This is a genomic window from Anaerocolumna cellulosilytica, assembly GCF_014218335.1.
GTDB classification, from domain to species: Bacteria; Bacillota; Clostridia; order Lachnospirales; family Lachnospiraceae; genus Anaerocolumna; species Anaerocolumna cellulosilytica.
This window is the reverse complement of sequence record NZ_AP023367.1, coordinates 5043079-5065437: the sequence shown is the minus strand read 5'-3', so window position 1 is coordinate 5065437 and position 22359 is coordinate 5043079. Positions and strand designations below refer to the sequence as shown.

The following is a 22359-nucleotide window of genomic DNA, read 5'->3' as shown; positions in this document are numbered from 1 at the left end:
TAAGATGGAGGAATTCTAACATGAAAAAGATAATCAGCACAACAAACGCTCCAGCAGCAATCGGCCCTTACTCACAAGCAGTTGCAATCAATGACATAATATATACATCCGGAGTAATACCAATTAATCCGGAAGACGGAAGTCTGGTAACCGGAGATATAAAAGAGCAGGCAGAACGTGTGCTAAAGAATCTTTCTGCATTGTTGGAATCCTGTGGTACAAGTCTTGATAAAGTTATTAAAACAACTGTTTTTATAAAAAACATGGATGATTTCGCTGCATTAAATGAAGTTTATGCAAAATATTTTACTAAGGACTTTCCTGCAAGGTCTTGTGTAGAAGTAGCTCGGCTTCCAAAAGACGTGTTGGTTGAAATTGAAGCAATTGCAGAGCTGTAAATAATACGGCTTTTTTCGTGAGGTGTCTGCTGTAACCAGATGCTACAGCAGACATTTCTAATAGTTGGTTGATATGTTTGGACATAGACTGGATATATATTCTAAAGTCTGCTATAATGTAAATAATACATACTCATTATTACAAAAAAACAGCATGCCGTTTTGCACGGTTAGATTTGAAAGGAAGGTTTTTGTTGGACTCGATAGATTATTATAATAAGTACGCTAATATATACTTTGAAAGTACAGTTGAATTGGATATGGGAGAGACTCTGGAAAGATTTGTAGGTATGTTACCGGAAGCAGGAGAAATACTTGATCTTGGATGTGGTTCCGGACGCGATAGCCTTAAATTTATAGAAAGAGGTTTTGATGTAACTGCTGTTGATGGATCTATTGAATTATGCGGTCTGGCTTCCATACATATCGGGCAAGATGTTCTTCATATGCAATTTGACGAATTAGATTTTCAGGAAGTATTCGACGGGATATGGGCATGTGCCTCCTTGTTACATACTTCACCTGAGGAACTGGAAGTAGTATTAGGAAAAGTAATCGATGGGTTAAAACCTGGTGGAATTTTATATATGTCATTTAAGCATGGTGAATTCTCTGGATTTAGAAATGGCAGATATTTTAATGACTATAAAACCAAAGCCATGAAAGAGGTTATTTCGAAATTTTCAGATATAGATCTTGTGGATTTGTGGAAGACATCAGATATACGAAATGAGAAGTTAAACGAAGAATGGTTGAATGTGTTAGTACGTAAAGTTAGAGAAGAACAGAAGTAGTTAAATTATATGACTACTATTGATATTATATAGATAGTAATTCGTAGGTTGAAAGAGAATGTTTGATGAAAGGAAGGCCACAAGGATTCTTTCAACTATAAAGTGGCTGTATTCCGATTTTTGGGGATATGGAAGTCTTATATGAATCGTGTTAAATCAGTAAATCGGGTGTTTTTTGCTACGGTAGTACTTTCATTTGTGGGTTCAATAATTAATAGTTATATTTTGCATTATACAAACAATTATTTTTATGCTGTGCTATTTTCGCAATTCATATTAATAGTACCTTCCCTGGTTTATTTAACGATAAATCGTTTGAATGTAGCTAAAGCCATTCGGTTTCAGAAAGTCAAATTTTCTAATATTATATTAATAATCCTTTTTACTTATTTAATAACACCGTTAATGAATTTAATTAATGCTTTTTCGATGATTTATGTTAAGAATGATACTGCCAATGTGATGAGCAGCATCGTAAGTAAGAATGGGTGGCTGCTCAGTTTGTTTATGGTAGCATTCATTCCCTGTATTATGGAAGAAGCAGTATATCGTGGTATCTTTTTTAATGAGTATCGTAAGGTGAGCGTATTAAAAGGTATATTTTTAAGTGGTTTTTTATTCGGTATTATACATGGTAATCTGAATCAGTTTTCTTATGCATTTGTTATGGGAATTGTTTTTGCTCTTTTAATAGAGGCTACCGGTTCTATATTATCTACCATGATTGTTCACTTTTTTATAAACGGAACCTCTATTACCCTGCTGGCAGTTTATCCTAAGCTTTTTAATTTATTAGAATCCTTATATGGTAAGGAACAATTTGATGCAAGTGCATTAATGGAATCCATGAATACACAAATCGGTGGAATGAACTTTTCAGATGTTATAAAGACTTATGGATTTACTGCATTTATAGCAACTATCCTTGCATTTGTTGTATTTCGAACCATAGCAAAAAACTGTGGCAGATGGGAGCATGTAATCGGAATTTTTAGCAGAAAGGAATCTAATATTGATACAATGGATAAACTAGAGGAAGCAGAAGAAAATTTATCATATAGCTTAAAAGAGACAGATGGTAGAAAGAGAATAATGACAGTAAGCCTCGCATTGGGAATACTATGCTCGGTTGCCCTTATGATTTACTCGGAATTTATTTCCAGACAGATTTCAGAGCAGGAAGTTGATGGTTTGCTTACAATCATAAGAGTATTCCTAAGATAACGGGAAATTAGAATTTATAAGAAATAATCGGCTACTGTATAGTAAGTTATATTTATAAAAAAAGATGGATTGGCTGATACCAAATCCATCTTTTTTTACTCGTAAAGAATCATATAAAGAAAAGTTCATAAGTATTGACTATTGTGACTTAATCACAGCTTTATATCTATATTTTGGCCTATAGTGGGATTAACAGATTGCTCCATCATTTGAATAAGGCCGTCTCCTAATACTTCTGCGGTATCGAGATTTTTACTAAGTAAGGCTGTGCCTACATTAGTTGAAAGTTGTGATGCAGACATCATCATTGATACTGCTGCTATATCCATAGTGTTTTCCTCCTTTTTAGTACAGTTGATTAATTTTATCAAGTATTTATTGTATAGGATTTTAACTTTTAGATACAATATGGTATAATGTTGTAAAATATATGACCAGTTAGACTACTATGAATATGTTAGTCATTATCATATTATATCATGTACTGGTTGAATTTGTATATAGAAAAATTGACACAGACTCATGCAACTGTGCGTCTGGTTCGGCCTATTTATACCGCGTTATAACAAAACCCCCACTTTCTACAGGGGTCCTTAATAAATAAAGAAAGGGATATTAGTATGAATAAAATTTATGAATTAATTATTATAGGTTCGGGTCCTGCCGGGCTTGCAGCTGCATTGTATGCAGGAAGAGCAGAGTTAGACACTATTATTATTGAGAAAGCACCTATCAGCGGAGGACAAATTATTAATACGTATGAAGTTGATAACTATCCTGGCATTCCCGGAATCAGTGGTTTTGAGTTGGGTACAAAATTCAGGGAGCATTGTGACCGTCTTAATATGAATTTCATTACAGGTGAAGTTACTAAATTTGAAGTGGAAGATGGACTAAAAAAAATAACATTAGAAGACGGAACTGTCTATATAAGTAAAACTGTGATTCTCGCCAATGGTGCGAACCCGCGCAAATTGGCGGTGGAAGGAGAGGAACGTCTGGCAGGAATGGGAGTTTCTTATTGTGCAACCTGTGATGGTGCTTTTTTTAAGAATAAAGTAACTGTTGTAGTAGGCGGCGGTGATGTTGCGGTTGAAGATGCTATTTTCCTTGCTAGAATCTGCAAAAAGGTATATGTAATCCACAGAAGAAATGAATTCAGAGCAGCAAGAAGTTATATTAACAAACTACTATCTATGGAAAATGTAGAAATTATTTGGGATAGTGTAGTAGAAGAAATTAAAGGCAATGAACAAGTGGAGAACATTATTGTAAAAAATATAAAATCAGAAGACAATAAAGAACTGGAAGTAGACGGTGTCTTCATTGCTGTTGGTAATCTGCCAAACTCTCAGGTTTATAAGGGAGTAGTAGAAATGGATGCCGGAGGCTATCTAGTGGCCAGCGAAAATTGTGAAACCAATATACCGGGTGTATTTGCTGCAGGGGATATTCGGACAAAAGAATTACGTCAGATTATTACAGCCGCCTCTGATGGAGCTAATTCAATTACAGCAGTAGAAAAGTACTTAAATACCTTATCATAAGATATAATAGATATAATTGTGTGAAAAAGCAGAATATCGATGTCAGTTTTCGTGATAATGGATAAGAAAACATAGTATTTTTACTATTATTGGGTTGACAGGAGTAGAACGATTTGATATAATGACCTCAGATTATTTAATAAATTCGTAACAATTAATCGGGATTATCGGTTATTCGAAATATTATATGAAGGAATTATTACATTCCTATGAAAAATCCAAGGAGGTCATTTATCATATGATAAAAGGTACTGCTGTAAAGGCATCCTTATGTGCAACGGCATTGTTGCTCTCTTTAAGTTACGGTATTAAAGTTGAAGCAGCAGGTACATCGGATATGGGTATTGCAGGTATTTCTGCTATACTAGACAACTATTATGTAGCAACTGCTTCTGACGAAGTCGGAGAGGCAGAGCAATTACTGGAGACATTTGCCGGACAGAGTGATGAACCTGTAAATGCAAAGATGACGGATATTGAATCACCATATGCCAATTTGGGTATTTCAACTGCAACTAATTACGTTAACATTCGAAAAGAGCCAAACACCGACAGTGAGATTGTCGGAAAGCTTTACAATGGCTGCGCCACTGACATCCTTGAAACAGATGGTGATTGGGTGAAAATTGAATCTGGTAATGTTAAAAGCGGATATATTAATAAAGAATTTTTAGCCATCGGAGATGAAGCGGAAAAGTTAATCAATGAATTTAACAGCAAGTATGCTACTATTAATACAACCACTTTATTCGTGAGAGAAACACCAAGTACGGATGCACCTATCATTACAATGGTACCTCTTGGAGAAAGATATTACATAACTAATGAACAAGATAAATGGGCCGAAATACAGATTGATGAAGACACAACCGGCTTTGTATCAAAAGATTACATAATAATCGATGTTGAATTTGAATATGCGATTACAATTGAAGAGGAACAAGAAAAATTAGCCAGAGAAGAAGAAGCACGTCGTGCAGAAGCTGAACGTCTGGAAGCGTTGGCAAGGGAGCAGGATGCTAATCGTAAGGCAGAAGCTGAAAGAAAAGCGGCTGCAGATAGAGCTGCAAGAGCGAATGAATCAAGTAGAAACAGCAGTTCTTCTAGTAGCAGTTCTTCTAGTAGTAATTCAGGAAGTAGCAGCAACTCAGGAAGTTCGAGCAGTTCAGGCAGCAGCTCTTCAACCGGTTCCTCTATTGCGGATTATGCATTGAAGTTTGTTGGAAACCCTTATGTTTGGGGAGGGACAAGCTTAACGAACGGTGCTGACTGTTCTGGTTTTACATCTTCTATTTATTCACATTTTGGCTATAGTATACCAAGAACGTCAAGAGACCAGGCAAATTCGGCCGGTAGAGAAGTAAGCTTAAGTGATTTGCAGGCGGGAGATTTAATCTTCTATCGTAACAGCAGTGGTGTCGTAAACCACGTTGCCCTGTATATTGGTAACGGAAGAGTTGTTCACGCTAGTAATGCAAGAGAAGGAATTAAGACCTCCAGCTACAATTATAGAACGCCATATAAGGCTAGACGTATTAAATAAGTATAGTAAGCTGATTATACATGATTTGTGTATAATCAGCTTTTTTGTGTTGAAAGACTTTTTTGAAGTATTAGACTTATGTAAGCTTGTAACTGTAAAATATTTCTCTGGGTAATAGCCAGACATTCTAAAAGGTGTGCTCCGTTCCTCTGATAATGTGAGTGAATTCGTATAAATATAGTTTCAGTTATTGTTAATAACTCAAAAATAATGTATATAAGATATAAAGTGATAAAATGTTTTGAATATTACAAAAATTACTGAAAATGATTTCTAATTTATCGAAAGCATAAATGTAAGAATCAATACCTTGACAAATAAACAGATATACAAACTGCACAAAGTGAGGTTAAATTATACTGTAAATAACTGTTTGACCATAATTCGACATATTGTTATCCCGAAGTTATCCACAGGTAAAAAGGCTCATTTTATAAGAATTAGAAGTTATACACCGAGTTATCCACATTATCCACAATCATTAACCACAATTATCCTGTGGGTACAAGCTGTCAAGCATGAATATTTGTTTTGTAAGTTATGATAATGTTCAGGTAATGTTAAGAAAATATTAAATATCAGCGATTTTTTATCGTTGTCAATAAATTAACAAACAAGTTGTATAATACGGTGGATAAATCCGATAATTTAAAAATAATAATAAAAAAATGAGAAATAAGAATCAGAGTGTGTCTAATACTGTACTTGTGTCTTTCTTGTGTATAAAAAGGGAAATTACTTGTCACTGGTACAAGCTTGTGGTATAATATAGTCACAATAGAAAGTTAAAAGGAGTTGATCATATGCGTTATATAATTAGCGGTAAAAATATTGATGTAACTGAAGGTCTTAAGACAGCTGTATACGATAAGATCGGAAAGCTTGAGAGATATTTTACTCCTGATACTGAAGTTCACGTAACAATGAGTGTTGAAAAAGACAGACAGAAAATTGAAGTCACCATCCCTATGAAAGGAAGTATGGTAAGAGCGGAACAGACCAGCAACGATATGTATGTATCTATTGATTTGGTAGAAGAAGTTATTGAACGCCAATTAAGAAAATATAAAAATAAATTAATTGAACAAAAACAAGCAGCAGCCAATCTGAATCAGGAATTTTTGGAAGATGTTTATGACGAAGATGACAGTATCAAGATTTTTCGTACAAAGAAATTTGCAATTAAACCTATGGATCCGGAAGAAGCTTGTGTACAGATGGAACTTTTAGGACATAATTTCTTTGTATACCGTAATGCGGAAACAGATGAAGTGAATGTAGTGTATAAACGTAAGGGTAACACCTATGGTTTAATTGAACCAGAGTATTAAACCATAAAAGCATAAATCTTTTCCGTGGAAAAGTGAATGTTTAGAACAAAAAAACTTGAAGTAAGTTTTGATTGTTTAGGGGGCTGTCTTCACAGCCCCCTTTTTTTGTCTTTAAAAGGAAGCCTTTTCTTATAATTGAGACAATCACGTGTACTATGCTAAAGCAAAGAAGAATACCCGAAGGTATAAATCTCATAGATAAGTGGTTATAATTCATAAATGAACATTTTATGAACAAGCTGTATACTTATTGAAAAAGTGTTGCTTAGTACCTGGGGAAATGATACAATATAGGCTGAACTGTAAAGAGAACTTGTATGTGCAGAGAAGACGATATCTGTTCAATCAATATAAACAACGCAGGAGTGAAAAAAATATGGGTTTTTTAACTAAGATATTTGGAACACACAGTGAAAGGGAAATAAAATTAATTATACCGTTAGTGGATAAAATTGAAGCCCTGGATTCGGTCATGGCAGGTTTATCCGATGCGGATTTACGGAATAAAACCAATGAATTTAAAAATAGACTTAAGAATGGCGAGACCTTAGATGACCTTTTAGTAGAAGCTTATGCAGTTGTAAGAGAGGCTGGTAAGAGAGTACTTGGATTAAAGCATTTTAGAGTACAGCTTATTGGTGGTATCATTCTGCACCAGGGTAGAATATCAGAAATGAGAACTGGTGAAGGTAAGACCTTAACCTCAACACTTCCAGCCTACTTAAATGCTTTAGATGGCAAGGGTGTTCATATTGTAACCGTTAATGACTATCTTGCAAAGCGTGATGCTGAATGGATGGGACAAATTCATGAATTTTTAGGACTTAAAGTAGGCGTTATCTTAAACAGTATGGATAATGATGAAAGAAGAGAAGCTTACAATTGTGACATTACCTATGCAACCAATAATGAATTAGGCTTTGATTATCTTAGGGATAACATGGTTATCTACAAAGAAGAGCTGGTTCAAAGAGGACTTAATTTTGCGGTCGTGGATGAAGTTGACTCCGTATTAATTGATGAAGCCAGAACCCCTCTCATTATATCCGGTCAAAGTGGAAAATCCACTAAATTATATGAAGCCTGTGATTTATTAGCTAGACAGCTTGTAAGAGGTAAGTCAAGCGGAGAATTAACAAAGATGGCTGCTCTTATGAAAGAAGAAGTAGAAGAAGATGGAGACTTCATTGTTAATGAAAAAGACAAGAATGTTAACCTTACAGCAGAGGGTGTTGCTAAGGTTGAGGATTTCTTTAAACTTGAAAACCTTGCAGATCCCGAAAATCTAGAAATTCAGCATAACATTATTCTAGCCTTAAGAGCGCATAACTTAATGCATCGGGATAAGGATTATGTGGTAAAAGATGATGAAGTATTAATCGTAGATGAATTTACAGGTCGTATCATGCCGGGAAGACGTTATTCGGACGGGTTACATCAGGCGATTGAAGCTAAGGAAAAAGTAAAAGTGAAAAGAGAAAGTAAAACGCTTGCAACAATTACCTTCCAGAACTTCTTTAATAAGTATAACAAAAAATGTGGTATGACAGGAACTGCTTTAACAGAAGAGAAAGAATTCAGAGATATATACGGAATGGACGTTGTTGAAGTGCCGACAAATGTGCCCGTTGCCCGTGTTGATCAGCAGGATGCTGTTTATAGAACGAAACGTGAGAAATTAAATGCTGTTGTTAATGATATTATTGAATCTCATAAAAAAGGACAACCGGTGCTAGTTGGTACCATCACCATTGAGGCATCCGAAGAACTAAGTGATTTGCTGAAGAAAAAGAATATACCTCATAAGGTATTAAATGCAAAGTTCCATGAGCAGGAAGCTGAAATCGTAGCCGATGCCGGACAAGCTGGCGTTGTTACCATAGCTACCAACATGGCAGGCCGTGGTACAGATATTAAATTGGGTGAAGGTGTTGTAGAAGCCGGAGGGCTTAAGATTATTGGTACAGAACGTCATGAATCCAGACGTATTGATAATCAGTTAAGAGGTCGTGCGGGACGTCAGGGAGATCCTGGTGAATCTCGTTTCTATATTTCTTTAGAGGATGATTTAATGCGTCTGTTTGGCTCGGAACGTTTAATGGGAATGTTTAATTCCTTAGGACTTCCGGAAGGAGAGCAGATTGAGCATAAGATGTTAAGCAGTGCAATTGAAAAAGCACAGAAGAAAATTGAAAGCAATAACTTTGGAATCAGAAAGAACCTTCTGGAATATGATCAAGTTAACAATGACCAGAGAGAAATCATATATGCAGAAAGAAGAAGAGTACTGGATGGAGAAAGTATGCGTGATTCCATCTTTAAGATGATTACAGATACAGTAGAAGAAGCTGTAAACACCTGTATCAGTGATGATCAAATTCCGGAGGATTGGGATGTAAATGAATTAAACAATTTATTATTACCCATCATACCTTTTGATTCAGTTGATCTTTCTGTAGATGAATTAAATCATATGAAGAAAAATGCGTTGATTCAGAAATTAAAGGAAGATGCTATTAAGTTATATGAAGAGAAAGAAGCTGAATTTCCGGAAAAAGAACAATTGCGTGAAATTGAACGTGTTATCCTTCTAAAGGTAATAGATCACAAGTGGATGGATCATATCGATGATATGGATCAGTTACGCCAGGGAATTGGTCTGCAAGCTTATGGACAAAGGGATCCATTAGTAGAATTCAAGTTCATGGGATTTGAAATGTTTGATGAAATGACAAAAGCGATTCGTGAAGATACGGTAAAAGCCTTGATGCATGTTCGTATCGAGCAGAATGTGGAAAGAGAACAGGTAGCTAAGGTTACAGGCACTAATAAAGACGATAGTCTCCCACAGGGGCCTGTTAAGCGTACGGGCAAGAAAATTCAGCCAAATGATAACTGTCCATGCGGAAGCGGCAAAAAGTATAAACATTGCTGTGGAAGAAGCTAATAATTTGATTATGAAATAAACCAAATCAGCAAGGAGTTTACTGGGATTTTATAACCAGGTATACGATTCCTTGCTGATTTTTAAATTACTTTATTATTCAGAGAATTTGTGATAAAATATACTTTAATAGCAATAAAATGTAAACAGCCAAATAGATAACCTATTAAGTAGGTATGGTGCTGTTAAAGAAAGCCAAGATGAAAACTGTAGATTTAATCAGGCAGCTATCAAAAATAAAATATGAAAGAGGTGAAACAATGGTTGAATTAGACCAGTTTAAATATACCCTGGGTACGTATGAACAACCATTAATTGAAGTGGGGGATTCACTTTGACCTTGCTAATAAACTTGAACGAATTGATATGATTGAACATATTATGGAAGAACCTAATTTTTGGGATTCTGCGGAAAAGTCGCAAGGTTATGTGAAAGAATTAAAGAATCTTAAGGATATTGTCGATGAATATAATGGTTTAAAGCAGGAATATGAGGACATTCAGACTTTAATTGAGATGGGTTATGAGTCTAATGACACATCTTTAATACCTGAAATTGACGAAGCCTTACAGCAATTTATTAAAAACTTTGATGAAATACGATTAAATACCCTTTTATCAGAAGAGTATGATAAATACAATGCTATACTAACACTTCATGCCGGAGCTGGTGGAACTGAAAGTTGTGACTGGGCAAGTATGCTTTGTCGTATGTATCAGAAATGGGCAGACAAAAAAGGCTATACGACTGAAATACTCGATTTTCTGGATGGTGAAGAAGCTGGGTTAAAATCAGTCACTTTACAGATTAACGGTCTGAATGCATATGGTCACTTAAAGTCTGAAAGAGGGGTACACCGTCTGGTTCGTATTTCTCCTTTCAATGCAGCAGGAAAGAGACAAACTTCATTTGTATCCTGTGATGTTATGCCGGATATTGAAGAAGATATGGGTATTGAAATTGACGAAGGAGATTTAAGGATTGATACCTACCGGTCAAGTGGCGCTGGAGGACAGCATGTTAATAAGACCTCCTCAGCTATTCGAATTACCCACATACCTTCAGGTATTGTTGTGCAATGTCAGAATGAGCGTTCCCAATTTCAGAATAAAGATAAAGCGATGCAGATGTTAAAGGCAAAACTCTATCTGTTAAAACAACAAGAAAACCAGGAAAAGGAATCTGGAATTCGTGGTGAGATGAAAGAAATCGGATGGGGAAGCCAAATACGTTCTTATGTTATGCAGCCATATACCATGGTTAAAGACCATCGTACTAGCTTTGAATCCGGTAATACAACTAGTGTATTAGACGGGAATTTGGATCCTTTTATTAATGCATATTTAAAGTGGAATAGTGTTAGAGTTACGGACTGATAACCAAATTAAGACATAGGAATAAAGAAGGATATAGTTAGGTTGAAAAAAGATCATTTTCAACATCCGGATTTATGCGTGTGCTAATGCACACAGATGGGAGTTTAGGTTGAAAAAGATCATTTTCAACATCCGGATTTATAGGTGTGCTAATGCACACAGATGGGAGTTTAAAATGGAGACACAAAAGAATTTTACGAAAGAGCAGACCAAACAAGTTATTTTTACATTAGGTGAAGAAGAATTCGGATTAGATATCATGTTAGTGAATGCAATTGAAAAATACACAGACTTAGTTCATGTGCCTAATGCACCAACCTATATCAGAGGAATAATGAATCTGCGCGGCGATGTCATCCCGGTTTATTCCTTGCGTAAAAAATTTGGTTTATCAGAAAAATCAGCGGATGATAATACAAAGTTAATTATTACAAAATCCAACGATATTTTAATGGCTTATGAAGTGGATGCAGTAAAAGAAATCATAGAAATACCTGCTGAATCTTTAAGTGAAACGCCTGCTATTGTAAAGAGTGTTAATACAGCTTATATACAGTGCGTTGCGAATGTAAATGGCAGAATGATATTACTGCTGAATCATAACGGAATATTATCTTCACAGGAACAAGAGAATATAGAAGCTATCATGCAGGAACAATAATCTGACTGTATTGAGGATATAATTTCTATAATGGTGAAGGCAAATTTTAAGAGATTGTCTAAAGAAATGGGACAATCTCTTTTTTGCATATTTTGTCTTAATATTGATAATTTATTCAAAAAGGTGTTGCATTTCCAAGAGATTTGTGTTAAGATATCTTCCTGAGAAAGACATGTGTATTTCGTATACATACATATAAGGAAGACATATTTTGTGTAAAAATGTAACAAAAGCAGTAAAGGAGAGCAGGTATGGATGAAGGTAAATATTTCATTGTAAAAAAAAAGGCGGTTCCGGAAGTCCTGCTTAAAGTAGTGGAAGCCAAGAGATTATTAGATTCAGAGAAGGTTTTAACTGTACAGGATGCTGCGGATATGGTAGGTATCAGCAGAAGTTCCTTTTATAAGTATAAAGATGATATTTTTCCATTCCATGAGAATGCTAGAGGAAAGACAATTACGTTTATGCTTCAGGTAGATGATAAACCAGGACTCTTATCCTGTGTATTGAATTGTGTTGCAAAAAATGAGGCAAATATACTGACTATTCATCAGAGTATTCCGGTAAATGGTATTGCATCTCTAACGCTTAGTATTGAGATTCCGAGTCAAATAATTGATACAGCCGTTATTTTTGATGAAATAGAGGCATTAGAAGGCATTCACTATATAAAAATATTGGCAAGGGAATAGGGAAAGAGCAGTATTACGAGGGTTGTAAGAAAATATAAATATAGAAAGGAAGCCACTGACAAGTTCTTTCAACCGTTTATGATTGTGGCAGTAATACATCAATAGAAGATGTATTATGCAGGGTGTAAAATATGGTAAATATAGCAGTTTTAGGTTATGGTACGGTAGGTTCCGGTGTAGTAGAAGTGCTTAATGTAAATGGAGATAGTATTAACAAACGCTGCGGGCATGAAATACAAGTGAAATATGTACTAGATTTACGGGATTTTCCGGGAGACCCAATACAGGATAAAATTGTGCATAACTATGAGACCATCGTAAATGATCCGGAAGTAGGTATTATTGTCGAGGTTATGGGCGGTGTAGAACCTGCTTATACCTTTGTAAAAGAAGCAATTTTAAAGGGAAAAAGTGTTTGTACTTCTAATAAAGAATTGGTGGCAAAACATGGTGCAGAGTTATTAAAACTTTCAAAACAGATGAATGTCAACTTTTTATTTGAAGCCAGTGTTGGAGGGGGTATTCCAATTATCAGACCTCTTAACCAGTCTTTAACGGCAGATGAGATAGAAGAAATAACAGGTATTTTAAATGGTACTACCAATTATATTCTTACAAAGATGAGTAATGAGGGTTCAGATTTTAATTCCGTATTAAAGGAAGCCCAAGCTATGGGATATGCGGAACGTAACCCACAGGCAGATATTGAAGGATATGACGCCTGTAGAAAGATAGCCATACTATCATCACTTGCGTTCGGAATGCAAGTGGATTTTGAAGATATATATACTGAAGGAATTACAAAGATAACAGAAGCGGATATCAAATATGCAAAAGCTATGGGAGCCAGTATAAAACTTCTTGGAAGCAGCAAAAAAGAACAAGATCATGTATATGCCATGGTAGCGCCTATGTTAATAAAACCAAGTCATCCGTTATTTAGTGTAAATGATGTATTTAACGGCATTTTTGTCAGAGGTAATGTAATCGGAGACGTCATGTTTTATGGAAGTGGTGCCGGTAAGCTACCTACAGCAAGTGCAGTAGTAGCAGATGTGGTAGATGCTGCAAAGCATATTGGTACGAATATCATGACCTTATGGAGCAGCAAAAAGCTGGAGCTTTCTGATATTAAACGTGCAACCCATCGGTTTTTTGTTAGAGTAGCTGCCAATGATGAAAAGACAAAGGAGCAGATTGCAATGGAGTTTGGTCAGGTAGATGTGATTGCTGTTCCAGATATGAAAGAAGAATATGCTTTTATTACCATGCCCATGAGTGAGGAAACTTATCAGCAGAAGGCTGAGAAATTTAAGAATATTGTAAGTATGATAAGAGTTAATTTCTAATAACATTTGAGTTAGGTAATTGGGAAGTTAATTTATGGGATGAAACAGTCAAATAACCAAAACAGGTTGGGATGATTGTCCAAGTCACCCTTATTTTGGTTACTTTACCTGCTTCCTCACACAATGAGATTCTCAATTATCTAAAATGCGCAAAAAGGAGCGCAGAAATGAGGTTAAACATGAAGTATATTATTGTTCTTGGAGACGGAATGGCAGATGAGCCGATTCATGAGCTTGGCGATAAAACACCCCTTGCATATGCAGTAACACCTACTATGGATGAACTTTCAAAAAAATCAGAAATTGGTCTTTGCAGTACTATTCCTAAGGGGATGAAACCTGGCAGTGATACGGCTAACTTATCCGTGTTAGGTTATAATCCCCGTTTGTATTATACTGGAAGGTCACCACTTGAAGCATTAAGTATTGGTGTAGCTCTAAAAGAAACCGACATTGCCCTAAGATGTAATATAGTTACTCTTTCCGATGATACGCTTCCTTATGAGGAAAAAAACATCCTCGACCATAGCGCCAGTGAGATATCCACAGAGGATGCGGCAGTGTTATTGGAAGCTATAAAAAAAGAACTTGAAAATGATATATATAAATACTACTTAGGTACCAGCTATCGACATCTAACCATTTGGGATAATGGACAGGTTGTAGAGTTGGTGCCCCCCCATGATATTTTAGGAAAGGTGATAGGCACTTATTTGCCAGAAGATGCATATTTAAAAAGTATGATGATGAAAAGTTATGATATTCTAAATAATCATCCTCTAAACGTAGAAAGAGCGAAAAAAGGTTTAAATAAAGCCAATTCTATCTGGTTCTGGGGTGCAGGAACCAAGCCGGCACTTACCTCCTTTGAAAAAGAGTTTCAAAAAAAGGGTGCAATGATATCTGCTGTTGATTTATTAAAGGGAATTGCAGTCGGTGCCTCTATGAAAGTTGTTGAAGTAGAAGGAGCTGACGGAACCCTTCATACAAATTATGAAGGTAAAGCAAAGGCAGCTGTAACAGAATTAATGGAGAACAAGTTTGATTTTGTGTATATTCATGTAGAAGCTCCGGATGAGATGGGACACCAAGGCAGTATCCCGAATAAAATAAAAGCAATAGAGTATTTAGATAGCAGGGTTATACGAGTTGTAAAGGAAGAGATGGAGGCATACGGTGCTGACTATCGTATGTTAATTATGCCAGATCATCCAACACCCATACATTGCCGCACCCATACCAGTGACCCTGTACCATATCTGCTCTATGACAGTACCAAGGATGCAGCGGGTTCTAAAAGCTACAATGAAGCTGAAGCCGCAAAAAGCGGAAAGTTTGTTCAGAATGGATATGAGATGATACATAAGCTTTTTGAAGATGATATCATTTCATAACGGCCTTCTGTAACTCATTACGAGAGAGGAGTATTCCCCAATGGGTGTCAGTACGAAAATAGGAGGCAGCTTATGCTTATTGTTAAAAAATTCGGCGGGACATCAGTAGCTGATAAGGAAAGAATATTTAACGTTGCCAGAAGATGCATGGAGGATTATAAAAAGGGAAATGATGTAGTGGTTGTTCTCTCTGCCATGGGAAAACAGACGGATGTATTACTGGCTCAGGCAAAAGAGATTAACCCTAATGCACAAAAGCGTGAAATTGACATGCTGCTAACCACAGGAGAGCAGATATCTGCTTCACTGATGGCGATTGCTCTTGATTCCATGGGAGTACCTGCAATCTCTTTAAATGCTTTTCAAGTTGTAATGCATACCACAGCTGTCTATGGAAATGCAAGACTGAAACGAATTGATACAGAAAGAATAAAGAATGAACTGGCTAATAAAAAGATAGTTATTATCACTGGATTTCAGGGAGTCAATCAATATGGTGATTACACAACCCTGGGGCGTGGTGGTTCTGATACAACGGCAGTAGCTTTGGCAGCAGTACTAAAGGCAGATACTTGTGAGATATTCACAGATGTGGATGGTGTATTTACAGCTGACCCAAGAATTGTTGGAGAAGCAGAGAAGCTGGATGAAATCACATATGATGAAATGTTAGAACTGGCGTCCTTAGGTGCAGGTGTCCTTCATAACCGTTCCGTAGAAATGGCTAAAAAGTTTGGAGTTCAGCTGGTGGTAAGGTCCAGCCTAAACCAAACAGAAGGTACAAGAGTAAAGGAGGACGTGAAGATGGAGAAAATGCTTATCAGTGGTGTGACTGGTGATAAAAATACAGCCCGTATTGCATTGATTGGCCTTAATGATGAGCCGGGAGTAGCTTTTAAGCTATTTCACCATCTGTCTGAACACAATATCAACGCTGATATCATATTACAGTCTGCGGGGAGTGGCGGTGCAAAGGATATTAGTTTTACTGTAGCAGAAGATAGTGTAGCAGAGACTGTGGATGTTCTGAATCATCACAGGAATGAAAGCTTAAAATGTGATGAGATTTTTGTTGAGAGAGAAGTCGCCAAGGTATCTATTGTGGGATTAGGCATGATGTCGAACACCGGAGTGGCAGCTAAGATGTTTGAAGCCCTTTATGAAGCAGGTATAAATATAAAGTCAATATCTACTTCTGAGATAAGGTTGACGGTATTAATTGAAGAAGACTTTGTAGATAAGGCGGTTCAGGCTGTTCATAATAAATTCTTTCAGAAACAGTTAAATTAGTAAGGCTTATAATAAATTACCAGAAAAATAGAGTTTTGTCCCATGTCATCTGAAGTATGCTTCAGAAAAGATGTGGGACTTCTCTTATTTTATATACATGTAAATCTCTTACACAGTAAAAGGATAGGACGCTTTTGGCATGAGTTTTTAATATCACAGAAATTGAATTGCTTTTTAGGGTAAAATTGTATATATTTAATAATATTTTGGTAAATATCAAAATCATATATCACTTTTATAGACCGTGTGGTATAATGTGTCGTGTTTGAAAAAGAACGGATTTTATCAAAAAAAGTCTAAGTATTTTCCAAAGAGAATACAAATAAAGGACAGAATAAGATGAAGACATTTATTAAGGCCATTATGGCCGGAATCGCCATCAGCATGGGTGGAGTGATTTATCTGACCTTGGAAAACCATATTGCAGGAGCATTCCTATTTTCCATAGGTCTATTTACAATCTATACCTTCGGGTTAAATCTTTACACAGGAAAGGTCTGCTATATACCAAATGAAAAGCCGGCTTTTCTAAAGACAGTAGCCATTGTATTCCTTGGCAATGCAGTAGGAACAGTAGGAATGGGATATCTGTTAAGGCATACAAAACAGGCCAAACTAATCGAGCATACACAAGAGATGGTTGGGATGAAATTATCAGATACTATCGTAAGTACCTTTATTATGGCTATCTTATGTGGTGTTATGATGTGTATAGCGGTTATAGGCTTTCAGACCATAAAGGACAGCGTTGGAAAGCATTTAGCCTTAATCTTGCCTATTATGGTATTTATCTTGTCTGGTTACGAGCATAGTATTGCTGATTTGTTTTATTTTTCCATGGCAGATGCATGGGGAATGAAAGCACTTCTTTACATAATCGTAATAGCAATTGGTAATCTTGCTGGCGGTATTTTACTCCCTTTTGGAATGAAAGTAATGGACGGTGAAAATATCACAAGTCACTAAATCTAAATTATGGCTATGCTCTGTAGTAATAATACAGTAGCATAGCTTTTTTATCGTATAGAGTATTATCTAATGGATAATTGTGGATAAAACATACCAGAGTACAAACTTCACTTTCTGTAAGCTGTTAAGGTTTACTTCTACCGCACCACTTGATTTTAGACTTTTTCGGTGTTATCATGAACAGCAGGGATATTTGTAAGTGGATATAATAAAGTAAATTCTAATAAGAAGACAGCTGTAAAACGTATTGTTTATAATCAAAGAGTTTGGGGGTTGCCTAGGATTAATAAGAATAGAAAGGATACCATATCATGGATATTATAAAACAATTAGGGGAAGAGCTTGGAATAAAGCTGCATCAGGCAGAGGCAGCAGTAAAATTAATTGATGAAGGTAATACCATACCCTTTATAGCAAGATACCGTAAGGAAGTTACTGGTTCCTTAAATGATGAGGTATTACGTGATTTATATGACAGACTGCTTTATCTGCGTAATTTAGAGGATAAAAAGACAAGTGTACTGGCAAGCATTGAAGAACAGGGAAAATTAACAGAGGATTTGAAAAAACAGATAGTAGCAGCGACTACTTTAGTAGTAGTAGAGGATTTATACAGACCATACCGGCCAAAGAGAAGAACCAGAGCAACCATTGCAAAGGAAAAGGGGCTGGAGCCGTTAGCCAATCTAATACTTTTGCAAATGCTTAACCATCCAGTAGAGGAAGAGGCGCAAGCCTTTATTGATCCGGCAAAAGAAGTTGAAACCGTAGAAGAAGCCATCGCCGGAGCTATGGATATTCTGGCTGAAAATATTTCTGATGAAGCAGACTACCGAATCTATATTAGAAAACAGACCTTTTTAGAGGGTACCATTGTAAGCACGGCAAAGGATGAGAAACAGGAAAGTGTTTATGAGATGTATTACCAGTTTGAAGAAAAGCTTACAAAATTGGCAGGGCATCGGATTCTAGCTTTAAATAGAGGAGAAAATGAAAAGGTATTAACGGTCAAGATTACTGCTCCCGAGGAGAGAATTTTAACCTTTCTTAATTCAAAAATTATTGTTAATAATAATCCTTATACCAGCCATTTGTTAAAGGCAGTGGCAGAGGACAGCTACAAAAGGCTGATAGCACCTGCCATTGAGCGTGAAATCAGAAATGAGCTGACGGAGAAGGCTGAGGATGGAGCAATTAAAGTATTTGGAAAGAACTTAGAACAGCTTCTTATGCAGCCCCCAATTGTAGGACAAGTAGTACTAGGCTGGGATCCGGCATTTCGTACCGGTTGTAAGCTTGCAGTGGTTGATCCGACAGGTAAGGTATTGGACACGGTTGTCATATATCCTACTGCACCTCAGAATAAGATAGAAGAGGCTAAGAAAGTCGTCAGAGGTTTTATTAAAAAGTACGGGATTACCTTAATATCAGTAGGGAATGGAACCGCCTCCAGAGAATCTGAAATGATAATTGTTGAGATGCTTAAAGAGATTGACAGCAAGGTACAATATATTATTGTAAATGAAGCAGGAGCTTCCGTATATTCCGCAAGTAAATTAGCAACAGAAGAATTTCCTAATTTTGATGTAGGGCAAAGAAGTGCAGTATCCATTGCCAGAAGACTTCAAGACCCTCTGGCAGAACTGGTTAAAATTGATCCCAAATCCATCGGTGTAGGGCAATACCAACATGATATGAACCAGAAGAAACTTTCGGAGGCTTTAACAGGAGTAGTAGAAGACTCTGTGAATAAGGTCGGTGTGGACTTAAATACAGCCTCGGCCTCTCTTCTAGAATATATATCAGGTATCAGCAAAGTCATAGCTAAAAACATTGTGGCCTACCGGGAAGAAAACGGCAGGTTTACAAACCGCAGACAGTTGCTTAAGGTAGCAAAGTTAGGACCGAAAGCGTTTGAACAGTCAGCAGGCTTTATGAGAATCCAGGAGGGGGATAATCCTCTGGATGCAACCAGTGTCCATCCGGAATCCTATGAAGCTGCATTGGGATTACTAAAAAGCCTCTCTTTTACACCGGAGGATATTAGAGCAAGTAAGTTAACCACATTAAGTAAGCTTATTAAAGATAAGGAAGCTATGGCAGTTAAACTTGGCATTGGTGTTATTACCTTAGAAGATATGGTTAAAGAATTAGAGAAACCGGGCAGAGACCCCAGAGATGAGATGCCCAAACCTATACTTCGAACCGATGTTTTAGAGATGAAGGACCTAACCGAAGGCATGATATTAAAAGGAACGGTAAGAAATGTTATCGATTTTGGTGCGTTTGTTGATATCGGGGTTCATCAAGACGGTCTTGTCCACATCTCCCAGTTAACAAATAAAAAGTTTGTAAAACATCCTTTAGAGGTTGTCAGTGTTGGTGATATTGTGGAAGTTAAAGTAATGAGTGTGGATGTTTCAAAGAAGAGAATTCAATTAACCATGATAGTTTAATATAAAGATTGAAAGAGCTGTTGTAGCGTACAACGGCTCTTTTTTCTTCAGGAGTTTTGTTATAACTGCTGGAAAATTGTTACTAGATGCCAGAAGCTGTGAAAGACTGGCATTTACTGCGGTTTCCTGCGATGAAAACATGTAAAAATTAAACAATCGTTATTGTTAAAAAATGGATGTTGATTTATAATCTTAACATCTTTATGATACGTAACTTTAAGAAAGAAATAGCTTGCAATAGGAGCTGGTGTGTGGTGGTAACGGCAGCATGTTGATAAGAGTATATTAGGAGGATACATCAATGCGGGAGAAAGAAGCTATATTCCGAATAACTCTAAGTGTGTTATTTTTATTAACCGGAATATTCTTTATGGTAGAAAGAAAAGTTACGAATGAAACAATAGCTGTTACTGCAATGTCATCAGGTACACAAAACACTTTAGATAAAGCCAATATCTCCAAAGAGGAGGTAGTAAAACTAATCGATAAGATAAACCTGACTGGAGGAAAGGATAACAGTGAATTTACATATAATAATTATTTGAAGAATTATTTACAGCAGCAGGATATGTATCTAACGGCTGAGGCCTCTGTCAAACTATCAGAAAAGTTGTTACAGCTGATGAACTTACTGGAAATGGAAGATAAAACAGATTTAAACGCGATGTCCTTAGAGGGGAGAGAGCTGGGGATTCATTTACTTGCAGATATCTATAAAACCTGCGGACTTAAGCTTTATGCCGACTATTCCGGTCAAGTAGTAAAAATTACAGACATAAAAGGCAGTCTACTTTATCAGGATAAGGAAACAACAGGTCAGGAACAGCTCCAGCTAAAAGTCTTATTATGTATTCTTATTTTTCTATTGATGCTGTTTGCAATTTGCATTCTCCTTGCTAAAAAAAATCAACTATATATGAAGGATGTGACCTTTGATGTACAGAAAAAAGAAGGATATGCCTAATTTGTATTTGCTGCTTACAGACCTTTCCTGCATTATAATATCTTTCATTTTTTCAGCTTGGATACGGTTTGGAGGTATCATAGGAGATTGGACTGGTAGTCTTTATGGATTTGCATCCGCCTTTCTCTTAATTTTGTATGTAGCTATTTACTATGTTTATGATACGTATAGTCTGGTTTTTAAAAGAGGATTTTGGGAAGAGTTTAAGGCAGTCTGTAAAATAAACGGCATCTTTGCAATGTCTTTTACGTTGGTACTCTTTATTTTTCAAGAGGGATTATTCTATTCAAGAATATTTTTTATAAGTTTCTTTCTGATGAATATTTTAATTACTTACATAGCCAGACAGTATTTTAAAATATTACTATTATCCATATACAAGAAAAGCTCTGCCAGTAAAAAACTAATGATTCTGACCACTACAGACCAGGTTAAAGAGCTGCTGTTGAATATGCAAAAAGAATATGACTGGGAACACCAAATAACTTGCCTCACTTTATTAGATGATAACCGAGCAGGAGAAATAATAGAAGGAGTTGAAGTAAAGGGAGACATAGATACCATGTTTGAAACAGCAAAGAATCAAACATTAGATAGTGTACTGATACATTTGCCGAATTCCTACAGTATACCTATGAAGCTGGAGGAAATCATACTAGAGTTTGAAAATATGGGCATAACCGTTAATTTAAGTATTAATACCTTTGGATTAAAAATACATGAAAAAAAATTTCAGGAATTGGGAGGATATCATGTTTTAACCTTTAGCTCCAAACTTTTTAATGAAAGACAGCTAAGGCTGAAGAGATTCTTAGATATTACAGCGGGCTTAGTGGGTTGTTTGATAACAGCAGTACTTACGGTTTTTATTGCACCAGCAATTATGATAGAATCCCCAGGGCCTGTATTTTTTTCACAGGTTAGGGTAGGTAAGAACGGAAGGAGGTTTCGGATCTATAAATTCCGCTCCATGTATATGGACGCAGAAGCAAGAAAAAAAGAATTGCTTGCACAAAATGAAATGAGTGGGTATATGTTTAAGATTACCAATGATCCCCGGATAACTAAGGTTGGAAGCTTTTTAAGAAAAACCAGTTTGGATGAGTTTCCTCAGTTTATTAATATCCTAAAGGGAGACATGAGCTTAGTAGGAACAAGGCCGCCAACGGAAGATGAATTTTTGCAGTATAAAAACCGACATAGGAGAAGGCTGACATTAAAATCCGGGTTAACTGGTTTGTGGCAGGTCAGCGGACGGAGTAACATAACGGATTTTGAAGAAGTAGTAAAGCTGGACCTGGAATATATTGATAACTGGAATATATTTATAGACTTAAAAATTATCTTAAAAACCATATGGGTAGTTTTTTTTGGAAAAGGTTCAAAATAGCTGTGAAACTAAAACACAGCAAATCTGAAAATAATA

At 36.3% G+C, this 22359-nt stretch carries 18 protein-coding genes; 17 read left to right on the top strand and 1 reads right to left on the bottom strand.

Translation table 11 applies throughout. The features are described 5' to 3' along the window. Positions 1 to 20 precede the first annotated feature (20 nt). The 3 genes from acsn021_RS21110 to acsn021_RS21100 all read left to right on the top strand — a co-directional run bounded on the left by acsn021_RS21110 (position 21) and on the right by acsn021_RS21100 (position 2416). Positions 21 to 398 (top strand): RidA family protein, encoded by a 378-nt coding sequence (locus acsn021_RS21110; protein ID WP_184091957.1) that lies wholly within the window; start codon positions 21 to 23, stop codon positions 396 to 398. A 194-nt stretch (positions 399 to 592) separates the two neighbouring features. Next, positions 593 to 1192, top strand: a complete 600-nt coding sequence (locus tag acsn021_RS21105) for a class I SAM-dependent methyltransferase (protein ID WP_184091955.1) — start codon at positions 593 to 595, stop codon at positions 1190 to 1192. A 141-nt stretch (positions 1193 to 1333) separates the two neighbouring features. Further along, positions 1334 to 2416 carry a CPBP family intramembrane glutamic endopeptidase gene (locus tag acsn021_RS21100; RefSeq protein WP_184091953.1) on the top strand — a complete coding sequence of 361 codons (1083 nt, stop codon included), beginning with the start codon at positions 1334 to 1336 and terminating at the stop codon, positions 2414 to 2416. A 152-nt stretch (positions 2417 to 2568) separates the two neighbouring features. Here the strand turns inward: acsn021_RS21100 and acsn021_RS21095 are convergent, their stop codons facing one another. Next, complete coding sequence (locus acsn021_RS21095; protein ID WP_184091951.1) at positions 2569 to 2745, bottom strand: YjfB family protein; 177 nt, start codon at positions 2743 to 2745, stop codon at positions 2569 to 2571. Between the two features lie 291 nt (positions 2746 to 3036). Between acsn021_RS21095 and trxB the strand changes: the two genes are divergently transcribed. From trxB to acsn021_RS21020, 14 genes are all read left to right on the top strand, one after another. Next, positions 3037 to 3963, top strand: a complete 927-nt coding sequence (gene trxB, locus acsn021_RS21090; protein WP_184091949.1) for a thioredoxin-disulfide reductase — start codon at positions 3037 to 3039, stop codon at positions 3961 to 3963. 238 nt (positions 3964 to 4201) lie between these two features. Next, the gene (locus acsn021_RS21085) at positions 4202 to 5506 is read left to right on the top strand and encodes a C40 family peptidase (protein WP_184091947.1); all 1305 of its coding nucleotides are present in this window, start codon (positions 4202 to 4204) and stop codon (positions 5504 to 5506) included. A gap of 803 nt (positions 5507 to 6309) precedes the next feature. Next, positions 6310 to 6837: a ribosome hibernation-promoting factor, HPF/YfiA family gene (gene hpf / locus acsn021_RS21080; RefSeq protein WP_184091945.1), complete on the top strand. Its 528-nt coding sequence runs from the start codon at positions 6310 to 6312 to the stop codon at positions 6835 to 6837. 376 nt (positions 6838 to 7213) lie between these two features. Then, positions 7214 to 9784 carry a preprotein translocase subunit SecA gene (gene secA, locus acsn021_RS21075; RefSeq protein WP_184091943.1) on the top strand — a complete coding sequence of 857 codons (2571 nt, stop codon included), beginning with the start codon at positions 7214 to 7216 and terminating at the stop codon, positions 9782 to 9784. A 257-nt stretch (positions 9785 to 10041) separates the two neighbouring features. Then, positions 10042 to 11158 (top strand): peptide chain release factor 2 gene (prfB, locus tag acsn021_RS21065; RefSeq protein ID WP_184092239.1). Its coding sequence is split into 2 segments (ribosomal slippage): positions 10042 to 10116 and positions 10118 to 11158, totalling 1116 coding nucleotides; the frame shifts between segments, so codons are not numbered across the junction. 175 nt (positions 11159 to 11333) lie between these two features. Then, the gene (locus acsn021_RS21060; RefSeq protein WP_184091941.1) at positions 11334 to 11819 is read left to right on the top strand and encodes a chemotaxis protein CheW; all 486 of its coding nucleotides are present in this window, start codon (positions 11334 to 11336) and stop codon (positions 11817 to 11819) included. A 251-nt stretch (positions 11820 to 12070) separates the two neighbouring features. Next, positions 12071 to 12511, top strand: coding sequence for an ACT domain-containing protein (locus acsn021_RS21055; RefSeq protein WP_184091939.1), 441 nt, complete (start codon positions 12071 to 12073; stop codon positions 12509 to 12511). A gap of 131 nt (positions 12512 to 12642) precedes the next feature. Further along, positions 12643 to 13860 carry a homoserine dehydrogenase gene (locus acsn021_RS21050; RefSeq protein WP_184091937.1) on the top strand — a complete coding sequence of 406 codons (1218 nt, stop codon included), beginning with the start codon at positions 12643 to 12645 and terminating at the stop codon, positions 13858 to 13860. A 179-nt stretch (positions 13861 to 14039) separates the two neighbouring features. Further along, positions 14040 to 15254 carry a cofactor-independent phosphoglycerate mutase gene (locus acsn021_RS21045; protein ID WP_184092237.1) on the top strand — a complete coding sequence of 405 codons (1215 nt, stop codon included), beginning with the start codon at positions 14040 to 14042 and terminating at the stop codon, positions 15252 to 15254. Positions 15255 to 15326: 72 nt separating this feature from the next. Then, the gene (locus tag acsn021_RS21040) at positions 15327 to 16544 is read left to right on the top strand and encodes an aspartate kinase (RefSeq protein ID WP_184091935.1); all 1218 of its coding nucleotides are present in this window, start codon (positions 15327 to 15329) and stop codon (positions 16542 to 16544) included. 339 nt (positions 16545 to 16883) lie between these two features. Continuing rightward, a complete protein-coding gene (locus tag acsn021_RS21035) occupies positions 16884 to 17510 on the top strand; it encodes a formate/nitrite transporter family protein (RefSeq protein WP_184091933.1) in 627 nt (208 codons plus the stop codon). A 314-nt stretch (positions 17511 to 17824) separates the two neighbouring features. Then, positions 17825 to 19969 (top strand): Tex family protein, encoded by a 2145-nt coding sequence (locus acsn021_RS21030; RefSeq protein WP_184091931.1) that lies wholly within the window; start codon positions 17825 to 17827, stop codon positions 19967 to 19969. Between the two features lie 301 nt (positions 19970 to 20270). Then, on the top strand, positions 20271 to 20933 hold the full coding sequence (locus acsn021_RS21025; RefSeq protein WP_184091929.1) for a hypothetical protein: 663 nt from the start codon (positions 20271 to 20273) through the stop codon (positions 20931 to 20933). After that, positions 20905 to 22323, top strand: a complete 1419-nt coding sequence (locus acsn021_RS21020) for a sugar transferase (protein ID WP_184091927.1) — start codon at positions 20905 to 20907, stop codon at positions 22321 to 22323. Before acsn021_RS21025 ends, acsn021_RS21020 begins: the two co-directional genes overlap by 29 nt. The last annotated feature ends 36 nt before the right edge of the window (positions 22324 to 22359 follow it).

What these genes read in the sequence shown, in the direction of transcription:
- acsn021_RS21040 (WP_184091935.1), top strand. Translation starts at nt 15,327, where the DNA reads ATGCTTATTGTTAAAAAATTCGGCGGGACATCAGTAGCTGATAAGGAA.
- acsn021_RS21035 (WP_184091933.1), top strand. Translation starts at nt 16,884, where the DNA reads ATGAAGACATTTATTAAGGCCATTATGGCCGGAATCGCCATCAGCATG.
- acsn021_RS21100 (WP_184091953.1), top strand. Translation starts at nt 1,334, where the DNA reads ATGAATCGTGTTAAATCAGTAAATCGGGTGTTTTTTGCTACGGTAGTA.
- acsn021_RS21110 (WP_184091957.1), top strand. Translation starts at nt 21, where the DNA reads ATGAAAAAGATAATCAGCACAACAAACGCTCCAGCAGCAATCGGCCCT.
- acsn021_RS21050 (WP_184091937.1), top strand. Translation starts at nt 12,643, where the DNA reads ATGGTAAATATAGCAGTTTTAGGTTATGGTACGGTAGGTTCCGGTGTA.
- acsn021_RS21020 (WP_184091927.1), top strand. Translation starts at nt 20,905, where the DNA reads ATGTACAGAAAAAAGAAGGATATGCCTAATTTGTATTTGCTGCTTACA.
- acsn021_RS21025 (WP_184091929.1), top strand. Translation starts at nt 20,271, where the DNA reads ATGCGGGAGAAAGAAGCTATATTCCGAATAACTCTAAGTGTGTTATTT.
- acsn021_RS21055 (WP_184091939.1), top strand. Translation starts at nt 12,071, where the DNA reads ATGGATGAAGGTAAATATTTCATTGTAAAAAAAAAGGCGGTTCCGGAA.
- acsn021_RS21095 (WP_184091951.1), bottom strand. Translation starts at nt 2,745, where the DNA reads ATGGATATAGCAGCAGTATCAATGATGATGTCTGCATCACAACTTTCA.
- hpf (WP_184091945.1), top strand. Translation starts at nt 6,310, where the DNA reads ATGCGTTATATAATTAGCGGTAAAAATATTGATGTAACTGAAGGTCTT.
- acsn021_RS21030 (WP_184091931.1), top strand. Translation starts at nt 17,825, where the DNA reads ATGGATATTATAAAACAATTAGGGGAAGAGCTTGGAATAAAGCTGCAT.
- trxB (WP_184091949.1), top strand. Translation starts at nt 3,037, where the DNA reads ATGAATAAAATTTATGAATTAATTATTATAGGTTCGGGTCCTGCCGGG.
- acsn021_RS21060 (WP_184091941.1), top strand. Translation starts at nt 11,334, where the DNA reads ATGGAGACACAAAAGAATTTTACGAAAGAGCAGACCAAACAAGTTATT.
- acsn021_RS21045 (WP_184092237.1), top strand. Translation starts at nt 14,040, where the DNA reads ATGAAGTATATTATTGTTCTTGGAGACGGAATGGCAGATGAGCCGATT.
- acsn021_RS21085 (WP_184091947.1), top strand. Translation starts at nt 4,202, where the DNA reads ATGATAAAAGGTACTGCTGTAAAGGCATCCTTATGTGCAACGGCATTG.
- secA (WP_184091943.1), top strand. Translation starts at nt 7,214, where the DNA reads ATGGGTTTTTTAACTAAGATATTTGGAACACACAGTGAAAGGGAAATA.